The organism is Bifidobacterium tsurumiense (assembly GCF_000741765.1).
Lineage (GTDB): Bacteria > Actinomycetota > Actinomycetes > Actinomycetales > Bifidobacteriaceae > Bifidobacterium > Bifidobacterium tsurumiense.
In genome coordinates, this window is the sequence record NZ_JGZU01000019.1 from 1 (window position 1) to 24,041 (window position 24,041).

The window sequence follows — 24,041 nt, forward strand, 5'->3', positions numbered from 1 at the left end:
GCTGCGAGTGGGTGCTTTACATGAAGACCGCGGATCCGAGGCCGGAACGATTCGTCACCCCGGAGCTATGGGGGCGGGCGACTGCCGAACTGGCACGGCATCCCGTCGCCCGCACGGACCATACCGAAGTGCAACGGCCGGCACCCGGAATCGATGCATGGGAAGGAGGTTTCGGCATCAGAAAGGGATGGGCAGGACGACCACTCTGACACGCCGTATTAGACACACATTTTGTCCATTAACCCACGTTTTCAACGGTTTGCAGTAATTGCAATGGGTATGAAAAAAGCCGGCCCTCGCGGTACCGGCTCTGCCATGTGCCCCCCCAGGGATTCGAACCCTGAACCCACGACTTAAAAGGACGCTGCTCTAACCGTTGAGCTAGAGGGGCAACAAATGGATATTCTACATCAACCTTTGACAAGGCGCGTGCATAATTCGCGCAACGCAATGCTTGCCCACTCTAGCAGCCCGAAGGACACAGAATGTCGAATGGTCCAAGTTTTTCAGTCGCGCAAAAGACCTGAGACCGCACCCGCATCGATCAAAGACCAACAAATCCAGCTGCGACCCCAATCTCGTTCCATTTCACAACAGAGATGCGGAAGCGGAGACCACAAGCTTCCAGCTGCGACCCCAATCTAACTCCATTTCACAACAGAGTTATCGAGAACGAACGCTCATCCATCTTGCCCGGCTCAAGAATGGTGATGTTGTCTCGGTGTTCAAGCACATCATCATCCGTGTCTGTCGCAGCATGACCAGTCCACGGTTCCAAGGCAATAAACGGCGCATCGGGCTGCGCGGACCAAATGCCAATAAAATCGAATCCGGGGAAGTCGACCTGCACTCCGCGTCCTCTTTTCATCCCTTGCAAAGTTACGGTATTGCTAGGCACATCGCGCAACACTATGGTGTCAAAATCGAAGCAGGACCGGTTTATGCGCACAGTGTCTGAGTTCTCGACAACCGGGAATGGGTCGGCATAAGAGAGCAGCCCGCCTTCGACAACCTTTGGTGAGGAAGCGGTCCAAGGCTCGGCAAAATGAAGTTCGTAATCTTCGAAGGTCTCGCCATCTGTCCCAGGCATAGGAACGTTGAAAGCCGGATGCCCGCCAACTGAAAATGGCATGGGCTCGGAACCAGTATTTTCCACACGGAAGGTCTGCGACAGCGTAGAAGGTCCGGTAATCGCGTAGGTCATACGCAAGGTAAATGCATAAGGGTAGATTTCCCGGGTCGAAGGGGAATCGCTGAGTTCGTAGGTCACGGCATCGCCTGCAGCGGCGACCTCAACAATATGGTGCTCAAAATCCCGAGCGAAACCGTGTTTGGGGATTCGGCTCTCTCCGGCCGCAGAGCGCTGAACTGCTGAGCCAGGTGCCCCGACAGCAGGAAACAGCACAGGAGCTGATCTGTCCCACCACTTCGGATCGCCCTGCCACAGATATTCCTTGCCATCTTTGGCGAGGCTGACCAACTGAGCCCCGTCTGAGTCGATTGTGGCACTCAAAGACCCGTTGCTGATTACTGTGCGTTGCGACATGACGAGACCTTTCTCGATTGACAGGTTATTGGTAATAAGCGCACACCCATTCTACAGTTCAGGCAAATCCGGGCGGTGTGCCTGAAAGCGAACAATAACTAATGGCGGCCAGCGGCGGCAGACAAAGGCCAACAATGGCTGAACATGCATAGTGTAGGCACCGCAATGCGTGGCCGCTAGGCGACTAGGCCACTAGCGAGAGCCTATATATCACCAGCACTCATGAGATTATGCAACATATATACAAGTGGTGGCGGCAACCGTTTTCAGTTGTCGCCACCACTTCAGGCAATCAGTGCTCGAAACTAGCCAGACTGCCCAAAACGAAAATATTCAGCCGAGATATAACCCAGCCAGATTGCTCGCTGCCTAAGCTTCGAAAACTACTGCAACATGCCGAGGGCTTCGAGCTTATTCTTGATATCGGTTGCGGAAGGCTCCACGAAGTGGGTTCCGTCAGCAAAAAGCACCACTGGGATATGCTTTTGACCGCTGATCTCCACTGCCTTTTCTGCAGCGCCATCTTCGGATTCGATATCGTGCCATACGTAGTCGGCACCGTAAGTCTTCAATGCTGCCTTGGCGCGGGTGCAGTCGCCGCACCAATCAGCTCCATACACATGGATTTCGTTATTGTTCACTGCGGTCTCTGCCATGCGAGCCTCCTTATGATCGTGCTTCAATCATCGCTTGGCTATATGCAACTGCATATTCGCCGCGACGATCACCTCAATGAATGTATCGTATTTGGCGACTATGCGCTTCAAGAGAACGCAGGAATATTATTGTGACACATCCTCCATTGGATGGATGGTATTCCGTATTCAATTCGTTGTTAAACACAAGAAGGGCGGCCGGAAATGGATTCCAGTCGCCTATACGTTGTCGCCTATACGTTATTCATGCGGTGCTTTATATGTGCACATGTGGTCGGACTCAATGCGCAGACTCACGAATCGGCCGCGCACAAGATAGCGCAATATTAGAAACTTGCATTCAACCTGCGCTCGCACCAATGCTGCAACCATGTGAGCACCGTGCTGAAGAGCAGATATATCAAGCCGACTTCGACATACAACACCAGTGGCTCGTAATACACGGCGACGATTCGTTGTGCCGACATGAACATCTCCACCACAGTGATATTGGCAGCCAGCGAAGTATCTTTCACCAAACCGATAAACGTATTGAATAGCGCGGGGAATGCGGATCGAAAGGCTTGCGGAAGCACGATGCGCCGCATAATCGTCAAATACGGCATATTGACGGTGTATCCCGCTTCAAACTGTCCTTGCGGAACGGCAAGAATCGCGCCACGCAAAGTTTCTGAAGCATATGCGCCCACATTAAGCGAGAATGCTATCACCGCCGCTGGGAAGGCGGGAAGCGTAATGCCTATGGAAGGCAGGCCAAAGAAGATGACAAAAAGTTGCACAAGCAGTGGCGTGCCACGGAAAACCCATACATAAAACTGCACAATCTGCTTGACCACAGGCACATTGGTGACTTGCACGAGTGCCGCGGCAATGGCGATAAGCATGCCTATGGCGAATGAAATCAAGGTAAGGGGAATGGTTACCGTGATGCCTGGGATTATCAGCTTGCCAAAGGATTCAATGATGATATTCCATATGCGAGCATCCATAGGCTCCCACCTCCATACAATGTTTCGAACGCTGTTTCTGTGCCATCATAGGCATATCAATCGGCGCAATCAGGCGATATCGCCAAGGTTGTATGCGTATTGCGTTTATAGCTGAATGCTGACGGATTCCAGTGGTTTCGACAGGATAAACAAGGCATGGTGGATGGAGATCCTGCGAGGTAATCCTTAGCTGACCCCATCCACCATTTCACTTCTGTTGTACTGGTGCGCCGAGCCTTTGCTCGACCCGGCCCTGTCGCTCAGTCAATGTCTTACTGAGCCTTGGAAACATCCTCTCCGAAGTAGGTTTCGGAGATCTTCGCAAGCGTTCCGTCCTGCTGCAGCTTGGCGATGGCGTCATTGACGGCCTTGACCAGATCGTCACTGCCCTTGCGGAACGGCAGATAACCGGATGCCACGCTTTCGGACTTCACGGCAGCCTTGATGTCCGCGTCGGGCTTCTGCTTCATATAGTCGAGGAATGCGAGTCCGTCATTCACCGTGGCGTCGGCGCGACCCGAAGTGATGGTATCAACTGCCTGGCTGAAATCATTGACCTGAACGATTTCAGCACCGTACTTCTGAGCGGTTGCATTCCAATTGCTGGTCATGGTTTCAGCAGCCTTCTTGCCGGTGAGGTCTTCGAAGGATGTGATGGAGTTGTTGTCCTTGGTGGTGACGATCACGCCATACGAATATGAATACGGATCGCTGAAATCGTACTTCTGCTTGCGTTCATCCGAAGTGCCGATTTCATTGGCTACAGTGTCATACTTCTTGGTATCCAAGCCTGCCAGCAAGGAGTCGAAGTTGGCTTCTTCAAACTTTGCAGTGACGCCGAGTTCCTTGGCAATGGCTTTCATGACATCGACATCGTAGCCGGTGAGTTCATTGGTTGAAGAATCATGATAGGTGAAAGGCGCATAGGTACCTTCGGTGCCTACGACGATCTCGCCCTTGCTCTTGATTTCTTCCAAAGCGCTTTGCGAGCTATTGGTGCTGCTGCAGCCGGCGATGGCGACGAGGGCGGCTGCGCTGGCTACGACCGCTACTGACGAGCGGAACAGTGAACTTAGTGACATGTGTCTTCTCCTTGTTATTTCCAACAAATTGTCAGGTGTGTTGATATTGGTAAGTATTGGTTTTATGTGGTTCAGCAGCCTGCATCCACGTTTTTGCAATTCTGCTGCGCTGTCCTCTCAGACAGCGTTGCGGTTCTGCACGATTTGTTCTGGAACAAGTCACGCAGAACCATGAGTGAACGGGCTGTACGGCAGTCGCGGTAGCAGTCGCATGCACACCGTCTCATGATCGCGTGTCCGATTGGGCTCGCCGACCAAGGCAATCATTCCGCAAACCCAGCATTACTGCCGAGATGCGATAGCAATGCTCGTGGTACGAAGAGCCATCCGAGACGAGCAAGCTGCACTGTGAGTGCGGCGGCTCATACTCGTTGGATCAACAACCGGGGACTCCGCCCACTTGCACGAAGGACGATAGGAATTCTGCGGTTCGTGGATGTTCAGGGTGATCGAAGAGTTGTTCAGGCGACCCCTGTTCAACAATGCGCCCATGCTCAACGAACACCATGTGATGAGACGCATCTCGGGCGAATCGCATTTCATGGGTAGCCATCAACATCGTCATGCCTTCATGGGCAAGTTGTGCGATGGTTTGCAGGACACCTCCAACCATCTCGGGATCAAGTGCAGATGTCGGCTCGTCCAGAACCAGCAGATCAGGATCCAAGGCAATGGCCCGTGCGATGCCGACTCGTTGTTGTTGTCCGCCGGAAAGCGTGCTGGGATGACGATCCGCAAAATCCGCCATGCCCACGCGGTCAAGCTGCTCAAGTGCCAGCTTGTTCGCCTGTGATTTGCTCATGCCCTGCGCATAGATCAGGCCTTCGGTGACATTTTGCAGAACGGTCTTATTGGCAAAAAGATTGTAATTCTGGAACACAAATCCAACTCGAGAGCGCAATTGCTTGATTTCTCTGGCGCTCGCATTCGCTAAATCCACTTCAAGCGGGCTATGAGACGTGTCGGAGCCCTGAGCGGCCTCGCCTTTGGCGCGAGAATTGTCTCCTGTAAAACGGATGCTGCCAGCTTCGGGACGCTCGAGACCGTCGATTATGCGCAATAACGTGGATTTGCCTGAACCAGAGGGGCCAATGATGGTGACAATATGACGGTCGGTGATGTCAAGATCAAGTCCATCGAGCACCGTGGTGCCGTCGAATCGCTTGGTGATTCCCCGTAGCTCTATCATATTCCGTCCCTGTGCCGCGTGGCTTGCCGCCACATGACGTTGTCGTGACCACCGCGGTCGCGATAGGCGAGTGCGCCCACTTCGATCCGGCCATCCGGTTTGTGATTCGTCGTTTACTTTACCGTGTTTTACACCTCTGCTCTTAGAGTGAACATCATGTCATGCACAACAATTCTTGTAGGAAAATCCGCTTCGTACGATGGCTCGACGATTGTCGCCCGGAATGATGACTCCGGAAGTGGCAAATATGATCCAAAGCGCTTTGTCGCAGTGCTCCCTGAGGATCAGACCCGACATTACCGCAGCACGCTCAGCCATGTTTCGATAGAGCTACCGGATAATCCTTGCTCGTACAGCATCGTTCCGAACGCACTGCCAAATCGTGGCATCCTTGCCGAATGTGGTATTAGTGAGCGCAATGTGGGCATGAGTGCCACGGAGACCATTGCCGTCAATGAGCGCGTCCTGGCCGCAGATCCCATGGTTGCCTTGAAAACTGCGCAGGGCGAGCCCGGAGACGAGGGATATCTTCCTGAGCAGGCAGGTGGCATCGGTGAGGAAGATTTCATTACTCTTGTTCTTCCATATGTGCACACAGCACGAGAAGGCGTTGAGCGTCTTGGCAAACTGTTGGAAGAGTACGGAACTTATGAGGCCAACGGCATCATCTTGAGTGATGTGAATGATATTTGGTATGTGGAAACCATAGGCGGTCATCATTGGATTGCCCGACGCTTGCCTGATGATTGTTATGCCGCTATTCCCAATCAGCTTGGATTGGATGATTTCGATGTGCGGGATGCCCTGGGCGAGCAGCGGGAACATATGTGCAGCGCCGACTTGTTGGAATTCATAGAAGAACACCATCTGGATCGTACGATGAGCGATGATCCTGAACATGTGAAACATTTGAATCCACGGGATTTATTCGGTACTCGCACCACCAAAGACCATATTTATAACACCCCGCGCGCGTGGTATATGCAGCGGTACTTGAATCCCAGCGAAGATTGGGACTCTCCGCAAGCTCGATATACGCCGATTTCCGATGATCTGCCTTGGTGTCGCAGGCCGGAAGTCAAGATAAGCATTGAAGATGTGGACTTCCTCATGAGTTCGCATTATGAGGATACGCCATATGATCCGTACGGAACCCAAGGAACCGCGGAAACCCGGCATCGTTATCGTCCTATCGGTATCAATCGCAATGGTCAGCTGGGTGTGCTGCAGATCCGTCCATATGCACCGGAGGCATGGCGTTCGGTTATGTGGATTTCATACGGTTCGAATCCATTCACCTCGGTTGCGCCGTTCTATACCAATGTGCGGAGCACGCCGGAATATCTCAGCAATACCACTGCTGAGGTGAGCACTGCATCCTTCTACTGGACGAACCGTATCATTGCTGCGCTCGCGGACTCGCATTATATGGACACGAGCAATTTCATTGAGCAATATCGAGAAAATGTGCTGTCGTTCGGGCATGCACTAGTTCATGACACCGATGCCGCGATGCGCAGTAGTGAAGCATCCTCTCGGGATGAAAAAGCCGATGCCAGTGAGGTTATGGAATCCGCTAACCAGCAGATGAGTGACTATTTGCAGCGTGAGACCGGCGACCTGCTGGCAAAGGTGCTGTATACCGTCAGCAACAATATGCATAATTCCTTTGCCATGTCAGATCGTTGGAATGACTGAGCTGCGGCATGTGCAGTGATATCTGATTCTTTGGGAAGCGGAATTCAAGGGGTGCGGCTGTGTGGTCGCACCCCTTGAATTGTTTTGCTGCACAGCTGGTAATGCTGACGGTTCTCGCATGTGTGTGATGTTGACTCTCTTCCTTGATTCATCTGATCACACCTTTGGCGATGGGAACATCATCTACAGGATGCGCGGATTTAGAGGCTATTATTGGCTTCCTTCAATTTGTCTCTTATGCATGTTCCACATGTTCGGATTTGTTCGACACAATTGAAAAATGAGTTGACACAACTGACTGCTCACTTTAATATTATTAATATAATTTTATCTTTATTAAAGAAAGGGAGTGGTATGAAGCATCTGCCGGAGTGGCTAGCGAATCTGGCGGACGAGGATATAGCCTTTATCAAGAATTTTATGTTGGCATCTGGCTCCTTGAAACGAATGGCACAGCTTTACCAAGTCTCATACCCAACGATGAGAGTCCGGCTTGATAAGCTCATCGACAAAATCCGCCTAAACGATAGCGGAGACGAAGATCCATTTGTCTTACTTGTAAAAAGTCTTGCAATTGACGAGAAATATGACGTTGACACGGCTCGCGTGCTCATAGAAGAGTACAGGAAAAGGAAGGATGAATGATGAGTGCCGCAGTTTTTGCCCCGATAATTACGATTTTGCTGGTGGCTGTCGCATGCGCTTTAGTCTATTTTGCCGGCAGAAGCTTGATCCGCTATTCACAAGCTGCAAGGAAAGGAGATGTGTCACAAAAAAAGAATCGTGAGAATAAGAAAATAACTCTTCATGATCTGTGAGGTTCTCCTCATTTACACCGAGGTCAATGAGGGGGACGGCTGCCAGGTACTCGGAACTATTGCAACAATTGCCCGCATATTGTGTATGCAGGTTCGCTTGAGCGCAGACCTTGATGTGGCATTTCGTGGATTTCCAATAGGGTGGACCGCTTTGATGCAGATAAACGTCACTGGCGATATAACGCATGGATAAGTAACAACTGAGGTTGGGATTAGTCTTTGCCTACTCCCTGAAACCGTTGGGTTGGGAGCGGGCAAAAACTGACTGCGATATGAGCGGCAGTAGACGGCGATTCCTATGGATTGTCGCTGAAAAGATATGCGAAATATTAATTAAAGCCAATCACATCATTCGCGATGTGATAGCCGCAGCGAATAATGAAACGGCCGACGCTGCCGGGCAGATTCAATAGGCGTGAAATCATTTTGCGTCGCACATCTCTTCCAATGGCTGGGGATGCCTTGTCGATTTCATCCCACATGGCGTCTTTTGCTGCATAATTTTCCGGCTTGCGCGAAAGAATCAAAAAGACGGAAGTCACGGAGCTCTGGATTGCCAGGAAGTGAATCATGTATCGATATAAGCCGTCAGGAACGGTTCCCGGTTCCGGTGTTGCCTCAACCATACGACGATTCACCAGCCGTAGCTGATCGACGCGACGGACCATGACATCCGTTTGAACGGACTGACCGTCACGCCCTATGAAGTAGTGATAAAGCGGCGTATCCAAATAGGTGAGCGTCTTCACCCATGGGAATGGCTGATATGAATAAATAAAGTCCACATAGAAGGTGTGTTCCGGCAATTGCATGCCGGAGTCGCGCACCACCTGGGTGCGGAATATCAGCGTATGCATAATCATGTATTGGGCTATGCCGAAACGCTTCAAATCATCCCAGCTCAGCACGGTGTCCGAATCCATAACCCTGTTGAATCGCACCACATGTTTGCGGCGTTTGCCGACCTTGTCGTACACATAATCGGTGATGATCAAATCCAGGGGAGTTTCTGCGTCGATTTGCGCACGCAACGTGTCCATAACCCTGCTCAGGGATTCTGGACCCACCCAATCATCGGCATCCACAACCTTGACATACATGCCTCGTGCCTGCGCGACGCCAGTATTCACGGCTCCGCCGTGTCCCTTATTGGGTTGGTGAATAACCCGAACCACTTCGGGCATACGGTTTGCATAGGAATCGGCCAATTTGGCCGTACCGTCAGAAGAACCGTCGTCAACGATGATCACTTCAATGTCGTCAGTGCGTTGTGTTGACAGCAACGAATTCACGCAGCGTTCAAGGTATTCTTCCATATTGAAAGCAGGAACCACGAACGTGAGTGTTTTGGCAGTTTCCATGACTAGGGTCTTTCCTCATCTGTTGGCCGTCAAGCTACATATACGCTTATACAGCACAAACCTAGCATCAAAGTATGGGATTGCACGGAAAATATGCATATTGGGTCGGGATATGAGCATGATATGCGTGATTAACCTTGGCAAATCAGTGAACAACTGCCAATGATTTCATTGAAATGGGAATTGATTGGCGATGCATGTGCGGGTGGACGATATCCGTTCGATTTGTCGCCTTCTCGGCTATGCGCGCTCACTTGGACGCGCAATGGAGTTTTTGGGGTGGGGGCTGCCGCGGCGACTTAATCGACCGCCTTCGTTGTTTCTGTTGCGCTTTGATTCAGATCTCCCGGGTGTTCTTGCTGGGGCTCTTGTTCGCCTGCAACATCAGGGGATTTGGTGGATTGCTTGTGTTCCTGCGCGGCTTGCTTGGCTGCTTCCTTCTTGGCCTTTGCGCTCTCAAATCGAAGTTCAGGTTTGGCCTGCAGCCGAGACAGACCATTCCATGCGAGATTGACGATATGCGCTGCCAGCTGCTCTTTGTTCACTTTGGGTTGGTCTGCCCAGTACTGACCGGTGAATACCGTCATGCCCACCAGCATTTGCGCATAATACGGCACGCCTTTGGTCGGGAGTTTGCTGCGTTTGAAAGAATCGGCCAGCAGTCTTTCCACTCGCAAGCTCACATCGCCGAGCAGTGAGCTGAACGATCCGTCTGGATCGGTGCTGGGGGAGTCTCGTACCAGGACTTGGAAGCCTTCGGCATGCTCCTCTATATATGTGAGCAGACCCAGGGCGGCGCGTTCCACGATTTGCCTCGGATGGGCTTCGGGGTCTGACAAGGCGGCAATAAGCGCATCAGTGAGTGTGCGCATCTCGCGATCCACGACGACTGCGTACAAGCCCTCTTTGCCTCCGAAATGTTCATAGACAATGGGCTTGCTGACTTTCGCATTCGCGGCAATCTCTTCAACGCTGACGGCTTCGAATCCTTTGGCTGCGAACAAAGCACGTCCGACGGCGATGAGTTGTTCACGGCGCTGAAAAGAAGTCATTCTGGACGCAGTACTCATATGACTAGTCTGTCATGGATGCCGGATAGACAAGAAAGTTCGCTGTCCTTTGACATCCATACGCTTGAGGTATGGATATGAATGTGATAATCGGCATCGTGGCAGGTATCGTCGCCATTGCTGTTATTGTCGGAGTAATTTTTGCAGTGCGGTCCAGCAGGCGCCGCAATCAGCGTGATATTCAGGACGGTTCTCGAATTGGTGGCGGTGCAGAGGCCGCTGGTTCCGAAGGTGGCGAAGGCGCAGCTCGTCAAAGTCAATATTCTGCCGCCCGTGGTGCTGCAGGAGATACGGAAGTACCATCCCAAGCCCAGTCTGCTGGAGCGAATGCTGCGCAAGCCTCCGCTGAATCCGAGAAGCCAGCAAGAAGTCCATTGGATGCTCCGGAATCCGCGACTTCCAGAATCAGCAGATTGAAAGCGCGTCTTGCCAAGAGTTCGAATCCTTTTGGCAAGGCTTTGTTTAATATTTTGGCAAAGGATCAGCTCGCCGAATCCGATTGGGAAGATGTCGAAGACACTTTGTTGCTTGCTGATGTCGGAGCGCAGGCAAGTGGCGAGTTGGTTGAGGAATTGCGTCGCGATGCTCGCATTGTTGGCGAATCCGATCCGGCTCAGGTGCGCACTGCCTTGCGCGGCAAGTTGCTGGATTTGGTCGGGCGCGATACTGATCGAAGTCTGAATGCCGATAGGGCAGATGCCAATACGCCGAGTGTCATCATTATGGTGGGCGTGAACGGTACCGGAAAAACCACAACTGCGGGAAAGTTGGCCCGTCTCTTCGTTGCAGGGGGCAAGAAAGTGGTGCTTGGGGCCGCTGATACCTTCCGTGCTGCAGCTGCTGACCAGTTGGAAACCTGGGGTGCTCGCGTAGGTGTCCCTGTGGTTCGTTCTGACAAGGACGGCGCAGACCCTGCCTCGGTGGCATTCGAAGCCGCCCAGCGCGCCAAGGACGAACAGGCTGATGTGCTGATTATCGATACCGCAGGCCGCTTGCAGAACAAAGCCAATCTCATGGATGAGCTCGGCAAGATCCGTCGCGTTACCGAGAAAAATCTCCCTGTGGACGAGGTTCTTTTGGTATTGGATGCAACAACCGGGCAAAACGGAATGGCTCAGGCCAAGGTATTCGCCGAAGCCATCGGCATCACCGGCGTCGTGTTGACCAAGCTGGACGGTTCGGCTCGAGGAGGCATTGTGATTTCGGTGCAGCGTGAGCTTGGTGTGCCTGTGAAGCTGGTCGGTCTGGGAGAAGGCCCTGATGACTTGGCGCCTTTTGATCCTGAAGGGTTCGTTGACGGCATTCTGGCGTAGCGTTTGAGTGCAGTTCCGCCTAGTGATGAGAAGACAGCATAGGGCGGTGTTTGTGATGATCTACTGTGCCGGGATCCGGTTCGCATGTGTCATGCATAGTCAATGAAGAATTCCGCATTCTGAACAAATGCTCATTATGTGAGATGTTCTGATCCGGGCTCATGCTCATTCGCAGGCATAAGGCCAAAACAAAGGCTCATCCCTGACTTAAGGCCGATATCAGGGTGCATGCACTAGAATGTTGTGCACGAAGAACCGAACGTCTGTAACGCGGCTGTAACTTGCCGTAATGATCACGAAAAAATGAACGACGTTCCATGACAGTGTCGACTTTGCGGAAAGTTGGCGAGAATAAACGAAACTCGATGGCATTGCGCCACGTAATGTGGCCGATGCATACGGGTAAGGAGGGTAGGCATGGATTCAGGAAATGCCGCTTGGTTATTGATATCCGCGTCCTTGGTGTTCTTGATGACGCCGGCACTGGCGTTTTTCTACGGGGGCATGGTTCGTTCCAAAGCCATTTTAAATATGTTGATGATGTCCGCTGGTGCAATTGCGGTCACCACCGTGGTATGGACCTTGTGGGGCTGGTCAATCGCCTACGCAGGCCGTGATATTGCGGGCATCTTCGGAGATCCGGCTACGGGATTCCTGCTCAAGGACTCCATGGTCTCAGACGGAGGCGTGTTCACATCTGCGGCTACTGACAGCAACGGTGTTCCGGTGAGCATCAATGTTGCATTCCAGGCTGCATTTGCCATGATCACCGTGGCGCTGATTTCAGGCGCTTTGGCGGAACGAGTCAAGTACAGCACCTGGATGCTTTTCGTCGCATTGTGGATCACTTTTGTGTACGCTCCAATGGCTCATATGGTGTGGAATGGCGGCATTCTGTCGTCCACAGGCGCAATCTCTCAGGCAATCGGTGCTGCCGCGCACGATTTCGCAGGTGGCACAGTAGTGCATATCAACGCGGCAGTGGCGGCTCTTATCGTGGTGCTCATAATCGGTAAGCGCAAGGGCTTTGGCACCCAGCCGTTCCGTCCGCATAATGTGCCATTCGTGATGCTCGGCGCTTTCTTGCTGTGGTTCGGATGGTTCGGTTTCAACGCGGGTTCCGCATTCCAGGCAAATGGAACCGCTGGATACGCATGGGTGAGCACGGCTTTGGCTTCTGCCTCGGCCATGTTGGCTTGGGGATTCACCGAGAAGATTCGTTCCGGTCACTACACAGCCATAGGTGCCGCATCCGGTATTGTGGCGGGTTTGGTGGCCATCACCCCTGCGGCCGATGTGGTATCTCCTTTGTGGGCGATCGTTATTGGCATTATCGCAGGTATTGTGTGCTGCCTCGCCTGCAGTCTCAAGTTCAAGTTTGGTTTCGATGACTCTCTGGACGTCGTGGGCATTCATGGCGTTGGCGGTCTTATCGGCACATTGCTGGTGGGTCTGTTTGCGGCCGGAGCTGGTTTGTTGGCCGGAGGCGATTGGAAGCAGTTGGCTGTGCAGGTATGCGTGGTCATTGTCGCTGTTCTGTATTCGGCAGTTGTCACCGCAATCATCGCTTTCGCTTTGGAGAAAACGCTGGGATGGCGCGTTTCTGAGAATCAGGAGATCGGCGGCATCGATTTGGCTGATCAAGGTGAACGTGGCTATGATTTCGCCGGTAGCAACGGGTTCTCGTTGAAGGAGGCCAAGTGATGAAACTGATTACGGCTATTATCCAGCCCCATAAGCTCGATGATGTCAAAGAAGCGCTTGCGGCTGCGGGTGTGCACGGTTTGACTGTGTCCGCCGCCAGTGGTTACGGACGCCAGCGCGGCCACACCGAGGTTTATCGCGGTTCTCATTACACCGTTGATCTTATTGAAAAGATCCGCTTGGAAGTGCTCGCCGATGATGTGGACACAGAGAATCTGGTGTCAGTTATCGTAAAATCCGCCGGAACCGGAAGCATCGGCGACGGGAAGGTGTGGGTCACCTCGCTGGATTCGGTAACTCGCGTGCGCACTGGTGAAACGGGTTCCGCAGCTATCTAAGGTTGCAGACAAGCTGTGTGAATGAACGGCTCCATATCAATATGGTATGGAGCCGTTTGCATACCTGTGTCCCTCTGTTCCTCTTGCACAATTTGCATAATATTGCGGGATTCTCAATGGCTGCGGGATTCCTAGAAAGCTGCCGGATTTGTGGTGGCCGCTGTGATTCTCGGCTCCCTGCGATACATCGCCTCTATCAATCGTCTGAATTGTTTCTGCACAAGAATCAGAACGCCTACGAACGCCATGCAAGGCGACATGCCTGAAGAACAGACTGTTTAGGCACGCGCCTCCATCCAGGCGTCGCCCCGTATGCGTAGGCCATTGAAAACAGCGCGTCCGCCGATATATGCCACATTGATAATCGTCCATAGCAATACTGTGCGTAATGAATTGCTCAGGCCCAAAGTCGTTTCTGCCCATGAGGTGAGCGCGAGAATGGGCACATACATAATGGCGACCAGTGAGCAGGTGGTAGCAAGATATCGGTAATCGCCTGCGCCGATAAGGATGCCGTCAAGAGCCCACATCCAACCGTCAAGCGGAAGGAATATGCCCTGCACGATCATGCCCAGTGTAATCAGCCATTGGATTTGCTGTGTAGGGCTGAACAACGACGAGCCGAACAAGCCAAAAACAATCATGCCTATGCCGATAATCAAGCCGCCTATCATTCCAAATCGTGCGCTGGCTCGTGCCAGAGTAGAAGCATTATCGCGACGCTGTGCACCGAGTTCGGTTGCAACCATGGATTGGCCTGCAATGCCGATAGCGTCAAGCATATTCAGCACCACATTCCAATTCGAGTTCACGACTTGATAGGAAGCCAGAACATGGGTTCCCATACTTGTCGCCAACATCACCGTGGCAACCATCGAGCTGCGCAGCGCCAAGGTGCGGATAAACAAGGGGACACTGCTTTTCGCGGTGTGGGCAATTCCCGAGAGCCTTGGCGACCAACGCGCGCCTTCATCCTTGGCCCATTTCAGCGCCGGAATGATAAGGAATAAGGCCATGCACCATTGGGCGATGAACGTTGCGAAGCCAGATCCGGCAATTCCCCAGTGCAGGCCGAAAACAAAAAGTACATCCAGAATGGTGTTGATTACAGCACCGACAACGGCTGCAATCAAGGTCATTTTCACTCTGCCCAGTCCGCGGAATATGCCATTGACTGCATAGACCAGCAACATGCCGGGCAGGCCGAAGGCGAGTGCTCGGACATAGATTACGGCATTTGCGAGGACATCGCCTCGCGCGCCCAAGGCTGCGCACAATGGTTCGCTTCCGAAGAAGATGACAACGCTCACCACAATGCCGATAATCAAGGCCAGCCACAAGCCGTCAATGCCTGTTTCCAGCCCCTCTCGGCGCCTGCCCGCTCCCATGAGTCGAGCTACTTGAGAAGTTGTGCCATATGCCAGGAATACGCATAACCCCACTGTTGTGAGAATTATGGTCGATCCCACTGATAGGCCTGCCAAGCGGAATCGCCAATATGTCCGACTATTGCAGTGTCGATGAGGATGAATGCTGGTTCAGCGATGAGCTGTCCGAAAGTGGGTACAGCCAAGGTAAGCAGGCGGCGATTGATCGCGGCTCTGGAGAGGTGCTGCGGTCCAGAATCAGAGCGTCTGTTGGTGGATATGCTGTGCGATTGTAATGGGGACTCTGACTTCACCATGGCTTCAGAATAACAAGATGGAATGCCTGCCTGAAGTGTGAATTACGCTGAAATGCACATATTGGATGTGAGATTTGCGACACTGTAGCGCTCTATCACGAGAAGAAGGAATGAGCAAATCGCAATTTGGCGTCACAGGGCGCAGTACACAGCTATCCCCAAGTTATACACAAAGTTATCCCCAATATGTGCATAACCATGTGCACTATGCACAGAGTTTTCCCCAAAAAGTGGATAACTCAACTTTTTTATACACATTTCAGCCTTTCCGCGTGTCGGGAAGGTAAACTCCATGCGAACCCGGGGAAGCAAGATGTGAATAATCACTGGCATTGTGCATGGTGTTGTCTGGCACAATCAAAGAGCGAACCGAATATCAAGGAGCGGATCGAATATGGCCAATTCAATACGGAGCAGAGTCGGGATGCGCTTTCTATGAAGATAGTTCGTTCGCGGGAATTGCTATGAGGATGACGCTTTCACGAGAATGGCTATGAGTATGGCGCTTTCACGAGAATGGCTATGAGTATGGCGCTTTCGTGAGAATGCTCTTTTCATGCGGATGGCCAGCCCAGAAGGATTGGATGAACCTTGTATGAGGATATGCGTTCGCCATGGGCGCTTTCCTGAGCCGTCCTTATACTCGAGATTATGGCAGATGAAGATTCGTGGCTCGACAGATCGTCGCAATCTCATGGGGAAAGGTCCGGCGATTCGTCGACAACAGGCTCATCCATAGGGCGTGATGTGATTTTCGATCGGGTTCCTCCGCATGATGACGCGGCTGAAATGGCAGTGCTTGGTGGCATGCTCATGAGTAAGGATGCCATCGGTGAAGTATCTCAGATGATTGATGTCACCGATTTTTATCAACCCAAGCATCAGACGATCTACGAAGCCATAATTGACTTGTTCTCGGCTTCGGAGCCCGTTGACATCGTTTTGGTCGCCAATGCGCTGATCAAGGCCGGCGATCTCGATAAGGTGGGTGGAACGGATTATCTGCATAGTCTGGTCGCATCAGTGCCGACAGCGGCAAATGCCACATATTATGCAGAAATCGTGCATCAGCGTGCGATTTTGCGCAATGTCATTGCCACTGGAACCAAAATCGCTCAATTGGGCTATTCGGCAGAGGGATCACAAGCCGAAGACGTGGTCAATCTTGCGCAGGCCGAAGTCTATGAAATGAGCGTGGGCAAGGTTCGTCAGGACTATGCCGCTATCGGTCCGGTTGTGCAGGATGCGCTGTCGCAGTTGGACAAATTGCAAAATGGTGAAATCGAACAAGGCGTACCTACCGGTTTCAGGGATATCGATGATCTGACCCAAGGTCTGCAGCCAGGGCAGATGATCGTGGTGGCGGGTCGTCCTGCAATGGGTAAGTCCACATTCGCAGTGGATTTTGCTCGTTCGGCTTCCTTGAAGCACGGTATGACCTCCATTATCTTCAATTTGGAAATGAGCAAGGTGGAAGTAGCGAAGCGCATTATTTCCGCCGAAAGCGGTATTCCTTTGTCAGTGCTCAATCATGCCGACCAAATAACGCCTGAACGTTGGAATATGCTCAATGACTGTTGGAACCGTGTGCAAGAGGCGCCGTTGTTCATTGATGACAGCCCGAATATGAGCCTTATGGAGATACGTGCCAAATGCCGCAGATTGAAACAGACCAATGACTTGAAATTGGTGATTATCGATTACTTGCAGCTGATGAGCTCCGGAAAACGGGTGGAGAGCAGGCAACAGGAAGTCTCTGAGTTTTCTCGAGCCCTCAAATTGTTGGCAAAGGAATTGGAAGTGCCGGTTGTGGCGCTGAGCCAGTTGAACCGTGGCCCGGAAATGCGCAATGACCGCAAGCCGCAACTTTCTGATCTGCGTGAATCCGGTTCTATCGAGCAGGATGCCGATGTGGTGTTCCTGGTGCATCGCCCTGATTATTACGACAAGGAAGACCGTCCGGGAGAGGCCGATATCATCATGGCCAAGCATCGTAATGGTCCCACAGAAACCTTCGCTCTGGCATTCCAGGGTGCAACTTCGCGATTCCAGGATATGGCTCCGGATTATTCGCAGGGAGTGTGATATGAGCCAGCAAAATACTCCATGGCATGCTTTTGCCACGCCTATTTTGGGCAAGTCGGTACGTGCTGCGGCCCGTATTCTCAAGCATGGTGGCAGCGCTCTGCCCGGTCAGGTGGTTGAAAAAGTCGATCCGGGATTTTTGGCGCGTACTCTTGGGCAGTTGAAATATGGTGTGGTGCTGGTGTCGGGAACCAATGGCAAAACCACCACCACGCGCATGGTCACCGCCATGTTGCGTGATATGGGACTGAAAGTGTTCTCCAATCCAACCGGTTCCAATTTCACCAGAGGTGTGGTATCCGCGCTGCTGAATGAAGTCAGTGTGAGTGGTCGTTTGGATGCCGATATTGCAGTGCTGGAACTCGATGAGGCGTATGCCGTGCATTTTGTGCAGCAGGTGCGTCCTCAGTTCAGCCTGCTACTCAATGTGATGCGCGATCAGCTGGATCGTTTCGGAGAAATAGACAATACGGCGAATTTGCTGGCAAAGGTGGCTCAATCCACAACCGGTACGGTCATTCTCAACAGAGAAGACCGGAGGATTGCCGCATTGGCCGATCAGGTTCGCCCGGGTGTGGCGGTGAAGTATTTCGGGCTGGATGCAAGCCTTCGCGCAATATTCCCCAATGATGATGCACTCCATGCCGAGTCCACAGGCGCGGCTGAGGCTGAAGCTGATGCTACTCGAGGCTCGTTTGCGCAACCCGTGACGGCGGATGTGACGGATCAAGAAGGACATCCTGAACGTATTCCTGCAGATGTGGTACTGACCCGAATTGGGGACCATCAGGGTGAATTCCTCATTGATGGCAGCAATATATCGGTCGCATTGCAGCTCGAAGGCATCTACAACATCTTCAATGCCGCTGCGGCGGCTGCCACGGTGCGTGCCGTGATGGCGCACACCGAATTGGGGAGGGCGGATAACGCAAGCTTGGCCAAGGCAATGGGGCAAGTCACCCCGGCCTTTGGCCGCGGAGAGGTTATCGATGTCAACGGTGTGCCCGTCGAGTTGCTGCTGGTCAAAAATCCTATGGGATTCCGCATGTCATTGGCATCTTTCCCTCCGCAGGGTCATGAAACCATGATCGCCATATGCGATGAATATGCGGATGGACGCGATATGAGTTGGTTGTGGGATGTTGATTTCACATCTTTGCGCGAGACCGGCGTCGCCATGGTATCCGGAACCCGCGCCTGGGATATGGCATTGCGTCTGGAATATGACGGCGTGCAAGTGGATACCACCGATGTGGAATTGGAAGCCGCAGTGGAACGGTTCGTTACCAGCAATCCTGAGGTTCCCAAGCATATGTATTGCACATATACGGCAATGCTGAGGGCGCGTGCGCAGCTTGCCAAAATGACAGAGGTTCCTGATGCGGGAGTGGGTCGTTAATTATGGAAAATGCGCAAATCACTACTCAACAGCCATCGGATGCGGCCGATGAGACGGCAGTCCATAACAATGACGCCAGTTCGGGTGCTCAATCACGAAGGCTTGATATTGTTTCGCTGTATCCCAAGGATATGAATATCTATGGGGATTACGGCAATGTGCTCACGGTCAGCCGGCGCGCGGCGTTGTATGGCTATGAGCCGGTAGTTCACCAATATAATCAGGGTGATCAGTGGCCTGAGCATGTCGATATCGTGCTTGGGGGCGGCGGACAGGATAACGGCCAGAAAAAGATCGTTGATGATTTGTTCGAGCGGGCCGACACTCTCCGTGATCTTGCTCGGCAAGGCGTGCCCATGCTGATGATCTGCGGCATGTATCAGTTGTTTGGCCAGTATTTTGAGACCATCGACGGCACCCGCCTCGAAGGCATCGGCATTATGGGTGTGCATACCGTGGGGCAGGATGTGCGCATGATCGGCAATCTGACCGAGACTTCTGAAGAATTCGACAAGATCATCGGATACGAAAACCACTCTGGGCAGACCTTCTTGCACGAAGGTACCGAGCCACTGGGGCGCGTGGAGTTCGACGGTACGGGAAATAATGGCGAGGACCACACCGAGGGTGCTCGTGTGCACAATGTCATTGGCACATATATGCATGGCTCCTTGCTGCCGAAGAACCCGAAAATTGCGGACTTCCTGATTCGGACGGCCGCCGAGCGACGCTATGGAGTATTTGAACCCATCCAAAATGATCAGATGCGCAATGAATTGGCTCGAATTGACCGCATAGCGGATCGTGCCAGGGCTGTGGCGAAAAATAGGCCTCGATAAGCCCTCTCGATTCAGTCGGTCGAGCTTAGGCCGGAGCAGGTGATTCATCAGTGAAGGCCGAATTGGAAGTATGGCCTTATGACGAAACGGCTTCTCGCTGTGTGCATGTGATGGTACAGTGAAGACACCAGTGACCCGAGGAGGTAGTCATGGCTGATTTTGATTTGGGTGAAGGTCTGCGCAAGGTATTTCTCGCCGGAGTCGGTGCTATTGCAGTGACGGTTGAAAAAGGGCAGGAAGTAATCGACGACTTGGTTCGTAAGGGCGAATTGACTGTGGAGCAGGGCAAGGCGCTGAATACCGAGTTGAAGCGGAATATGGCAAAGGCTTCTCAGGAAGACAAGACCTCTGCTGACGACAGCGATTCAGACCGTTAGCGTTCGTATGGCGCGTTTGCCCAGGCAGGCGCGTCATGAGGTGTACTATGTCTGAATTCAACACCGGTTCCGCTGCACAGCATGAAACCATAGGGATTTTCGGCGCGAAGAGTGCTTCATTTTCCAGCAAATATCATCTGACCAGGCGCGATAAGTTGAAGCGTTTGGGGCAGATTGCCGGAATTGCCAAGCAGTTTGACATTATGCGCGGTCTTACCCCTGTAAAGATGCGTCTTATGTTTGAGGCACTGGGGCCAACCTTTGTCAAGGTCGGGCAAATCCTTTCCATGCGCTCTGAGATATTGCCGCAGTCCTTCTGCGACGAGTTGGCAAAGCTTCGGGCCGATGCCGACCCAATGCCATATCAGACGGTGCTCGACACCTTGGAAGCGGAATGCAAGCGACCAGTGCGCGAGATTTTCAGCAGCATCGATCCGACTCCTCTCGGATCGGCGTCTTTGGCGCAGGTGCACCGCGCCACACTGATAAGCGGCGAGGATGTCGCTGTCAAAGTGCAAAGGCCCGGAGTGCGTGAAACCATGGCACTGGATGTTTCCATAATGCGTTCCATTGCTCAGACGGCCAGCAAATTCGTCTCCAGTGCTCAGGTAGTTGATCTGCGTGGTGTGGTGAATGAATTGTGGGATACCTTCGCTTCGGAAACGGATTTCCTCGTCGAGGCGCGAAATCTGAGCGAATTCAAGCGCTTTTGCGATGACTACGCATATATCGACTGTCCTAAGCCATATAACGAATTATGCACCGAACATGTGCTTGTCATGGATTATGTGGACGGCATACCGGTGGAAAACACGAAAGTGTTGCAGGATGCCGGATATGACCTGAGAGAAATAGGCACCAAATTGGTGGATAACTATGCCACGCAGGTCTTGGATGCCGGATTCTTCCACGCAGATCCTCATCCTGGCAATATCATCATCGCAGGTGGGCAGATAGTGCTTATTGACTTAGGCATGACCGGGCGGTTGAATGCGCAGACAAGATCGGTTATGCGCGAAATGATAGGAGCCGTTGCCAAGCAGGATTCCCCGGGATTGGCAGACGGGTTATTGCGCTTCGCAGGCACGCAGGCAGATCAGGAGGATTATCCGGCGTTGCTTGCTGATTTGGATGTTATTGTCAAAGAATACGGCACAGTCGGTCTGGCAGATCTGGATATCGCCGCATTCATCACCTCGCTGACGCAGATGGCCCAACGCCATGGAATAGCTGTGCCGTCCAGCGTCACCACAGTCGCCCGGGCATTGGTGACTCTGGAAGGGCTATTGGATGAATTCATCCCCGATGTGAATATGATCGAGATAATTTCGCAGCATATCGCTACTGACAAGGCAGTGGACCGTGTGATACGAGATGAGACCAAAGCCTTGGGTATTGAAGGATATCAAGCCTTGCATGGCTTGTTCGGCATGCTGTCGGAATCCAAGGTTGCGGCAAGGATGCTCACTCGTGGACAACTTAAGGTCAATATGGAATTGGTGGGTTCCACAGAGCCATTTCAGATGCTCTCCGATATGGTGAACCGGCTGACCATGGCCCTTATTGTGGTTGGTCTTTTTGTGGGGTCGTCCATCGTGTATTTCGCCGGCATGAAGCCTGTGGTCTTTGGTATTCCGGTTATCGGCTTCCTGGGATATGTCATCGCTTTTCTACTCTCGCTCTGGATTGTCTTTGATATATATCGCAAAGGCAATCCTCAGAAGAAACGGTAGCATTGGCAGGTGGGTTCCCGCGTGGGAAACCCGATATTCGTTCCTCTGTTTCCTCTGTGATTTGACGTAGATATGCGATAGTCTCGGAAGGGAATCAAGGAGGAATTCATGGCATCCAACATGGTGAAGAAAGTGCTGCTCGGCGGTTTGGCAGCAGCAGGTGCAGCAGCGTGGGCGATTGCTCCACGTCGTTCCAGCGACAAGCACCGTCACGCGGTTCAGCCGGTTCCTGATGTGTGGTACGCCCATCGCGGATTGCATGATGCAGGGTCCGGACTCAATGAGCAGTATGCGGCCGAAAGCGGAGAATATGTGGCACTCGCTCGACGCATGGCCATGAAGGCCGGTTATGGGACTCCTGAGGTTACCGGTCCCATAGCGCCGGAGAATTCATTGGCGTCATTCGCAGCCGCTTGTGAAGCAGGTTTCGGTATTGAGCTGGATATTCAGATGACGGCCGATGGTCGGATTGTGGTGGTCCATGACAACGATTTGATGAGGGTTGCTGGAGATCCCCGTCGTATCGCTGATCTGACCTATGATGAGCTGACGAGGATTCCGCTGTTCCCAAGCCCATCCAAACCGGGCGACGCCAGGAGTGCTCAGGCTGGCGACGGAGAGCCGGCGCAGGTTCCTCAGGGATATTATCAGCATGTTCCGCTCTTCTCCGATGTGCTCAAGGTCGTGAATGGTCGCGTCCCGATCATTGTGGAATACAAATTTGAAACGAATAGGTATTGGGATGAACGCGATGAAGAGTTCATGGATCTAGGCGATGCCCTGCTCAGTGCCTATGACGGAACATACGTTATGGAATCCTTCCATCCGGGCGCTGTGGCATGGTATCGCAAGCATCGTCCGACGTATGCCGTGGGCAGTTGGCCGAGGCGGAGTAGCTTCGGCAATGGCGTATTGCCTTGGGCGGCAGGTTCGCTTGGATTCAACTTCCTCGGACGCCCTGATTTTGTGGCGTATGACTGGCATGGAGGCAATTTGCCGCAGGTTCGTGCAGCGCGTGCCATGGGAGCCACGGCAGTGTCTTGGACGGTTCGCAGCAGTGACGAATATGCAATCTGCGATGATTGGTTCGATAGGCATATCTTTGAAAGCTTCGTTCCGCAGTATCGCTGAACGGTGAAACGACTGCTCGAGACATGATAAGGGCGTGAACACAGATCGGTTCTGGTGTTCACGCCCTCATCATGTCTCAGGAAGATATGCGGTGACGAGGGCAACGCGCGTGGACGGTTTTGCCTTGCGCAATGCCCTTTTTGGTCAATGACTAGTCAATGAGTCCGTACAAACGATCACCCGCATCACCCAGGCCGGGCACGATATACGCCTGATCATTGAGCTTCTCATCGATTGCGCAGACGACCACCTTGAAATCGATGCTGGGATCGATATCGCGCTTGAGGCGTTCCAAACCTTCTGGAGCGGCGAGAATGTTGATGGCGGTCACATCCTTGGCGCCGCGTTCGGCCAAATAGTGCGTGGCTGCAACCAGTGTGCCGCCGGTTGCCAGCATTGGATCCAAGAGGAAGCACTGACGGCCGGTGAGATCGTCCGGGAGACGGTTGGCATAGGTGACGATGTCCAGTGTCGCTTCGTCGCGCTTCATGCCGAGGAATCCCACTTCGGCTGTGGGAAGCAAGCGGGTCATACCGTCGAGCATGCCCAGTCCGGCACGCAAAATCGGCACCACCATAGGCCTCGGAGAGGCAATATGCTTGCCAACCATCGGGCAAATAGGCGTTTCGATTTCGCGGTCGACGATTTCAAGATTGCGTGTAGCCTCATAAGCTTCGAGCATGACAAGCTCGGAGACCAGCTCGCGGAAGGTGTTTGAAGGGGTGTTCTTATCGCGCAGCACAGTAAGTTTGTGCTCCACCAAAGGATGATCCAAAACGTGAAGTTCCATGATTCCTAGAGTAACCCCTTGTACGGGCATGTGGCTACCCGGGTTGAGGGGTACCTATCAAAATATGGGATGCTGCCGAAAAGCACGTGGTCGTGGTGAGAGACTCACAAATCAAAACGAGACGGACTTGCAAGAAAAGTGGCTCGTGTGATTCGGGATGAGACCAAAGCCTTGGGTATTGAACAGACTTGCAAGAGAAGCCCTCTTACAGGAGAAACAAACTTGCGAGAGAAATAGAC

General features: G+C 52.6%; 20 protein-coding genes, 1 tRNA gene and 1 pseudogene. 12 read left to right on the forward strand and 10 right to left on the reverse strand.

Features of this window, described 5'->3' with window-relative positions; all coding sequences use genetic code 11:
- Positions 1 to 318: 318 nt before the first annotated feature.
- The 6 genes from BITS_RS08190 to BITS_RS08215 form a co-directional block, all read right to left on the reverse strand.
- A tRNA-Lys gene (locus tag BITS_RS08190) sits at positions 319 to 391 on the reverse strand.
- 261 nt (positions 392 to 652) lie between these two features.
- Positions 653 to 1,546, reverse strand: a complete 894-nt coding sequence (locus BITS_RS08195; RefSeq protein ID WP_026642424.1) for an aldose 1-epimerase family protein — start codon at positions 1,544 to 1,546, stop codon at positions 653 to 655.
- Positions 1,547 to 1,929: 383 nt separating this feature from the next.
- Positions 1,930 to 2,202, reverse strand: a complete 273-nt coding sequence (locus BITS_RS08200; RefSeq protein WP_034534117.1) for a mycoredoxin — start codon at positions 2,200 to 2,202, stop codon at positions 1,930 to 1,932.
- 326 nt (positions 2,203 to 2,528) lie between these two features.
- Positions 2,529 to 3,191, reverse strand: coding sequence for an amino acid ABC transporter permease (locus tag BITS_RS08205; protein WP_026642422.1), 663 nt, complete (start codon positions 3,189 to 3,191; stop codon positions 2,529 to 2,531).
- Positions 3,192 to 3,463: 272 nt separating this feature from the next.
- Complete coding sequence (locus BITS_RS08210) at positions 3,464 to 4,273, reverse strand: amino acid ABC transporter substrate-binding protein (protein WP_026642421.1); 810 nt, start codon at positions 4,271 to 4,273, stop codon at positions 3,464 to 3,466.
- A gap of 376 nt (positions 4,274 to 4,649) precedes the next feature.
- On the reverse strand, positions 4,650 to 5,462 hold the full coding sequence (locus BITS_RS08215; RefSeq protein ID WP_026642420.1) for an amino acid ABC transporter ATP-binding protein: 813 nt from the start codon (positions 5,460 to 5,462) through the stop codon (positions 4,650 to 4,652).
- Between the two features lie 156 nt (positions 5,463 to 5,618).
- Here BITS_RS08215 and BITS_RS08220 point away from each other — a divergent pair, with 156 nt between their 5' ends.
- The 3 genes from BITS_RS08220 (at position 5,619) to BITS_RS09165 (ending at position 7,978) form a co-directional block, all read left to right on the forward strand.
- Entirely contained in the window at positions 5,619 to 7,160 is a 1,542-nt protein-coding gene (locus tag BITS_RS08220; protein WP_026642419.1) for a C69 family dipeptidase, read from the forward strand.
- Between the two features lie 354 nt (positions 7,161 to 7,514).
- Positions 7,515 to 7,805 carry a DUF2089 family protein gene (locus BITS_RS08225; protein WP_026642418.1) on the forward strand — a complete coding sequence of 97 codons (291 nt, stop codon included), beginning with the start codon at positions 7,515 to 7,517 and terminating at the stop codon, positions 7,803 to 7,805.
- Positions 7,802 to 7,978: a hypothetical protein gene (locus BITS_RS09165; RefSeq protein WP_155804635.1), complete on the forward strand. Its 177-nt coding sequence runs from the start codon at positions 7,802 to 7,804 to the stop codon at positions 7,976 to 7,978. The genes BITS_RS08225 and BITS_RS09165 overlap by 4 nt, the downstream gene beginning before the upstream one ends.
- 329 nt (positions 7,979 to 8,307) lie before the next feature.
- Here the strand turns inward: BITS_RS09165 and BITS_RS08235 are convergent, their stop codons facing one another.
- Together BITS_RS08235 and BITS_RS08240 are read right to left on the reverse strand one after the other, a co-directional pair.
- Complete coding sequence (locus BITS_RS08235; protein ID WP_026642415.1) at positions 8,308 to 9,339, reverse strand: glycosyltransferase family 2 protein; 1,032 nt, start codon at positions 9,337 to 9,339, stop codon at positions 8,308 to 8,310.
- 299 nt (positions 9,340 to 9,638) lie between these two features.
- Positions 9,639 to 10,409, reverse strand: a complete 771-nt coding sequence (locus BITS_RS08240; protein WP_081693560.1) for a TetR/AcrR family transcriptional regulator — start codon at positions 10,407 to 10,409, stop codon at positions 9,639 to 9,641.
- A gap of 71 nt (positions 10,410 to 10,480) precedes the next feature.
- On the opposite strand from BITS_RS08240, the gene ftsY reads away from it, so the two are divergent.
- The 3 genes from ftsY to BITS_RS08255 all read left to right on the forward strand — a co-directional run bounded on the left by ftsY (position 10,481) and on the right by BITS_RS08255 (position 13,764).
- On the forward strand, positions 10,481 to 11,722 hold the full coding sequence (gene ftsY, locus BITS_RS08245) for a signal recognition particle-docking protein FtsY (protein WP_026642414.1): 1,242 nt from the start codon (positions 10,481 to 10,483) through the stop codon (positions 11,720 to 11,722).
- A 417-nt stretch (positions 11,723 to 12,139) separates the two neighbouring features.
- Entirely contained in the window at positions 12,140 to 13,426 is a 1,287-nt protein-coding gene (locus BITS_RS08250) for an ammonium transporter (RefSeq protein ID WP_026642413.1), read from the forward strand.
- The gene (locus BITS_RS08255) at positions 13,426 to 13,764 is read left to right on the forward strand and encodes a P-II family nitrogen regulator (RefSeq protein ID WP_026642412.1); all 339 of its coding nucleotides are present in this window, start codon (positions 13,426 to 13,428) and stop codon (positions 13,762 to 13,764) included. The genes BITS_RS08250 and BITS_RS08255 overlap by 1 nt, the downstream gene beginning before the upstream one ends.
- A gap of 278 nt (positions 13,765 to 14,042) precedes the next feature.
- Here BITS_RS08255 and BITS_RS08260 read toward each other — a convergent pair.
- Positions 14,043 to 15,448, reverse strand: a pseudogene (locus tag BITS_RS08260) (MATE family efflux transporter).
- Between the two features lie 651 nt (positions 15,449 to 16,099).
- On the opposite strand from BITS_RS08260, the gene dnaB reads away from it, so the two are divergent.
- From dnaB to BITS_RS08290, 6 genes are all read left to right on the forward strand, one after another.
- Positions 16,100 to 17,533, forward strand: coding sequence for a replicative DNA helicase (gene dnaB, locus BITS_RS08265; RefSeq protein ID WP_026642410.1), 1,434 nt, complete (start codon positions 16,100 to 16,102; stop codon positions 17,531 to 17,533).
- 1 nt (position 17,534) lies between these two features.
- A complete protein-coding gene (locus BITS_RS08270) occupies positions 17,535 to 18,932 on the forward strand; it encodes a MurT ligase domain-containing protein (protein ID WP_026642409.1) in 1,398 nt (465 codons plus the stop codon).
- Between the two features lie 2 nt (positions 18,933 to 18,934).
- The gene (locus tag BITS_RS08275) at positions 18,935 to 19,771 is read left to right on the forward strand and encodes a type 1 glutamine amidotransferase (RefSeq protein ID WP_081693559.1); all 837 of its coding nucleotides are present in this window, start codon (positions 18,935 to 18,937) and stop codon (positions 19,769 to 19,771) included.
- A 149-nt stretch (positions 19,772 to 19,920) separates the two neighbouring features.
- Positions 19,921 to 20,148, forward strand: coding sequence for a phasin family protein (locus BITS_RS08280; protein WP_026642407.1), 228 nt, complete (start codon positions 19,921 to 19,923; stop codon positions 20,146 to 20,148).
- 47 nt (positions 20,149 to 20,195) lie between these two features.
- A complete protein-coding gene (locus BITS_RS08285) occupies positions 20,196 to 21,881 on the forward strand; it encodes an ABC1 kinase family protein (protein WP_152571247.1) in 1,686 nt (561 codons plus the stop codon).
- Positions 21,882 to 21,989: 108 nt separating this feature from the next.
- Positions 21,990 to 23,012, forward strand: a complete 1,023-nt coding sequence (locus BITS_RS08290; RefSeq protein ID WP_044259795.1) for a glycerophosphodiester phosphodiesterase family protein — start codon at positions 21,990 to 21,992, stop codon at positions 23,010 to 23,012.
- Between the two features lie 151 nt (positions 23,013 to 23,163).
- On the opposite strand, the gene upp is transcribed toward BITS_RS08290, so the two are convergent.
- Entirely contained in the window at positions 23,164 to 23,802 is a 639-nt protein-coding gene (gene upp, locus BITS_RS08295) for a uracil phosphoribosyltransferase (RefSeq protein WP_026642404.1), read from the reverse strand.
- Positions 23,803 to 24,041: the final 239 nt, after the last annotated feature.

What these genes read in the sequence shown, in the direction of transcription:
- BITS_RS08195 (WP_026642424.1), bottom strand. Translation starts at nt 1,546, where the DNA reads ATGTCGCAACGCACAGTAATCAGCAACGGGTCTTTGAGTGCCACAATC.
- BITS_RS08200 (WP_034534117.1), bottom strand. Translation starts at nt 2,202, where the DNA reads ATGGCAGAGACCGCAGTGAACAATAACGAAATCCATGTGTATGGAGCT.
- BITS_RS08205 (WP_026642422.1), bottom strand. Translation starts at nt 3,191, where the DNA reads ATGGATGCTCGCATATGGAATATCATCATTGAATCCTTTGGCAAGCTG.
- BITS_RS08210 (WP_026642421.1), bottom strand. Translation starts at nt 4,273, where the DNA reads ATGTCACTAAGTTCACTGTTCCGCTCGTCAGTAGCGGTCGTAGCCAGC.
- BITS_RS08215 (WP_026642420.1), bottom strand. Translation starts at nt 5,462, where the DNA reads ATGATAGAGCTACGGGGAATCACCAAGCGATTCGACGGCACCACGGTG.
- BITS_RS08220 (WP_026642419.1), top strand. Translation starts at nt 5,619, where the DNA reads ATGTCATGCACAACAATTCTTGTAGGAAAATCCGCTTCGTACGATGGC.
- BITS_RS08225 (WP_026642418.1), top strand. Translation starts at nt 7,515, where the DNA reads ATGAAGCATCTGCCGGAGTGGCTAGCGAATCTGGCGGACGAGGATATA.
- BITS_RS09165 (WP_155804635.1), top strand. Translation starts at nt 7,802, where the DNA reads ATGATGAGTGCCGCAGTTTTTGCCCCGATAATTACGATTTTGCTGGTG.
- BITS_RS08235 (WP_026642415.1), bottom strand. Translation starts at nt 9,339, where the DNA reads ATGGAAACTGCCAAAACACTCACGTTCGTGGTTCCTGCTTTCAATATG.
- BITS_RS08240 (WP_081693560.1), bottom strand. Translation starts at nt 10,409, where the DNA reads ATGAGTACTGCGTCCAGAATGACTTCTTTTCAGCGCCGTGAACAACTC.
- ftsY (WP_026642414.1), top strand. Translation starts at nt 10,481, where the DNA reads ATGGATATGAATGTGATAATCGGCATCGTGGCAGGTATCGTCGCCATT.
- BITS_RS08250 (WP_026642413.1), top strand. Translation starts at nt 12,140, where the DNA reads ATGGATTCAGGAAATGCCGCTTGGTTATTGATATCCGCGTCCTTGGTG.
- BITS_RS08255 (WP_026642412.1), top strand. Translation starts at nt 13,426, where the DNA reads ATGAAACTGATTACGGCTATTATCCAGCCCCATAAGCTCGATGATGTC.
- dnaB (WP_026642410.1), top strand. Translation starts at nt 16,100, where the DNA reads ATGGCAGATGAAGATTCGTGGCTCGACAGATCGTCGCAATCTCATGGG.
- BITS_RS08270 (WP_026642409.1), top strand. Translation starts at nt 17,535, where the DNA reads ATGAGCCAGCAAAATACTCCATGGCATGCTTTTGCCACGCCTATTTTG.
- BITS_RS08275 (WP_081693559.1), top strand. Translation starts at nt 18,935, where the DNA reads ATGGAAAATGCGCAAATCACTACTCAACAGCCATCGGATGCGGCCGAT.
- BITS_RS08280 (WP_026642407.1), top strand. Translation starts at nt 19,921, where the DNA reads ATGGCTGATTTTGATTTGGGTGAAGGTCTGCGCAAGGTATTTCTCGCC.
- BITS_RS08285 (WP_152571247.1), top strand. Translation starts at nt 20,196, where the DNA reads ATGTCTGAATTCAACACCGGTTCCGCTGCACAGCATGAAACCATAGGG.
- BITS_RS08290 (WP_044259795.1), top strand. Translation starts at nt 21,990, where the DNA reads ATGGCATCCAACATGGTGAAGAAAGTGCTGCTCGGCGGTTTGGCAGCA.
- upp (WP_026642404.1), bottom strand. Translation starts at nt 23,802, where the DNA reads ATGGAACTTCACGTTTTGGATCATCCTTTGGTGGAGCACAAACTTACT.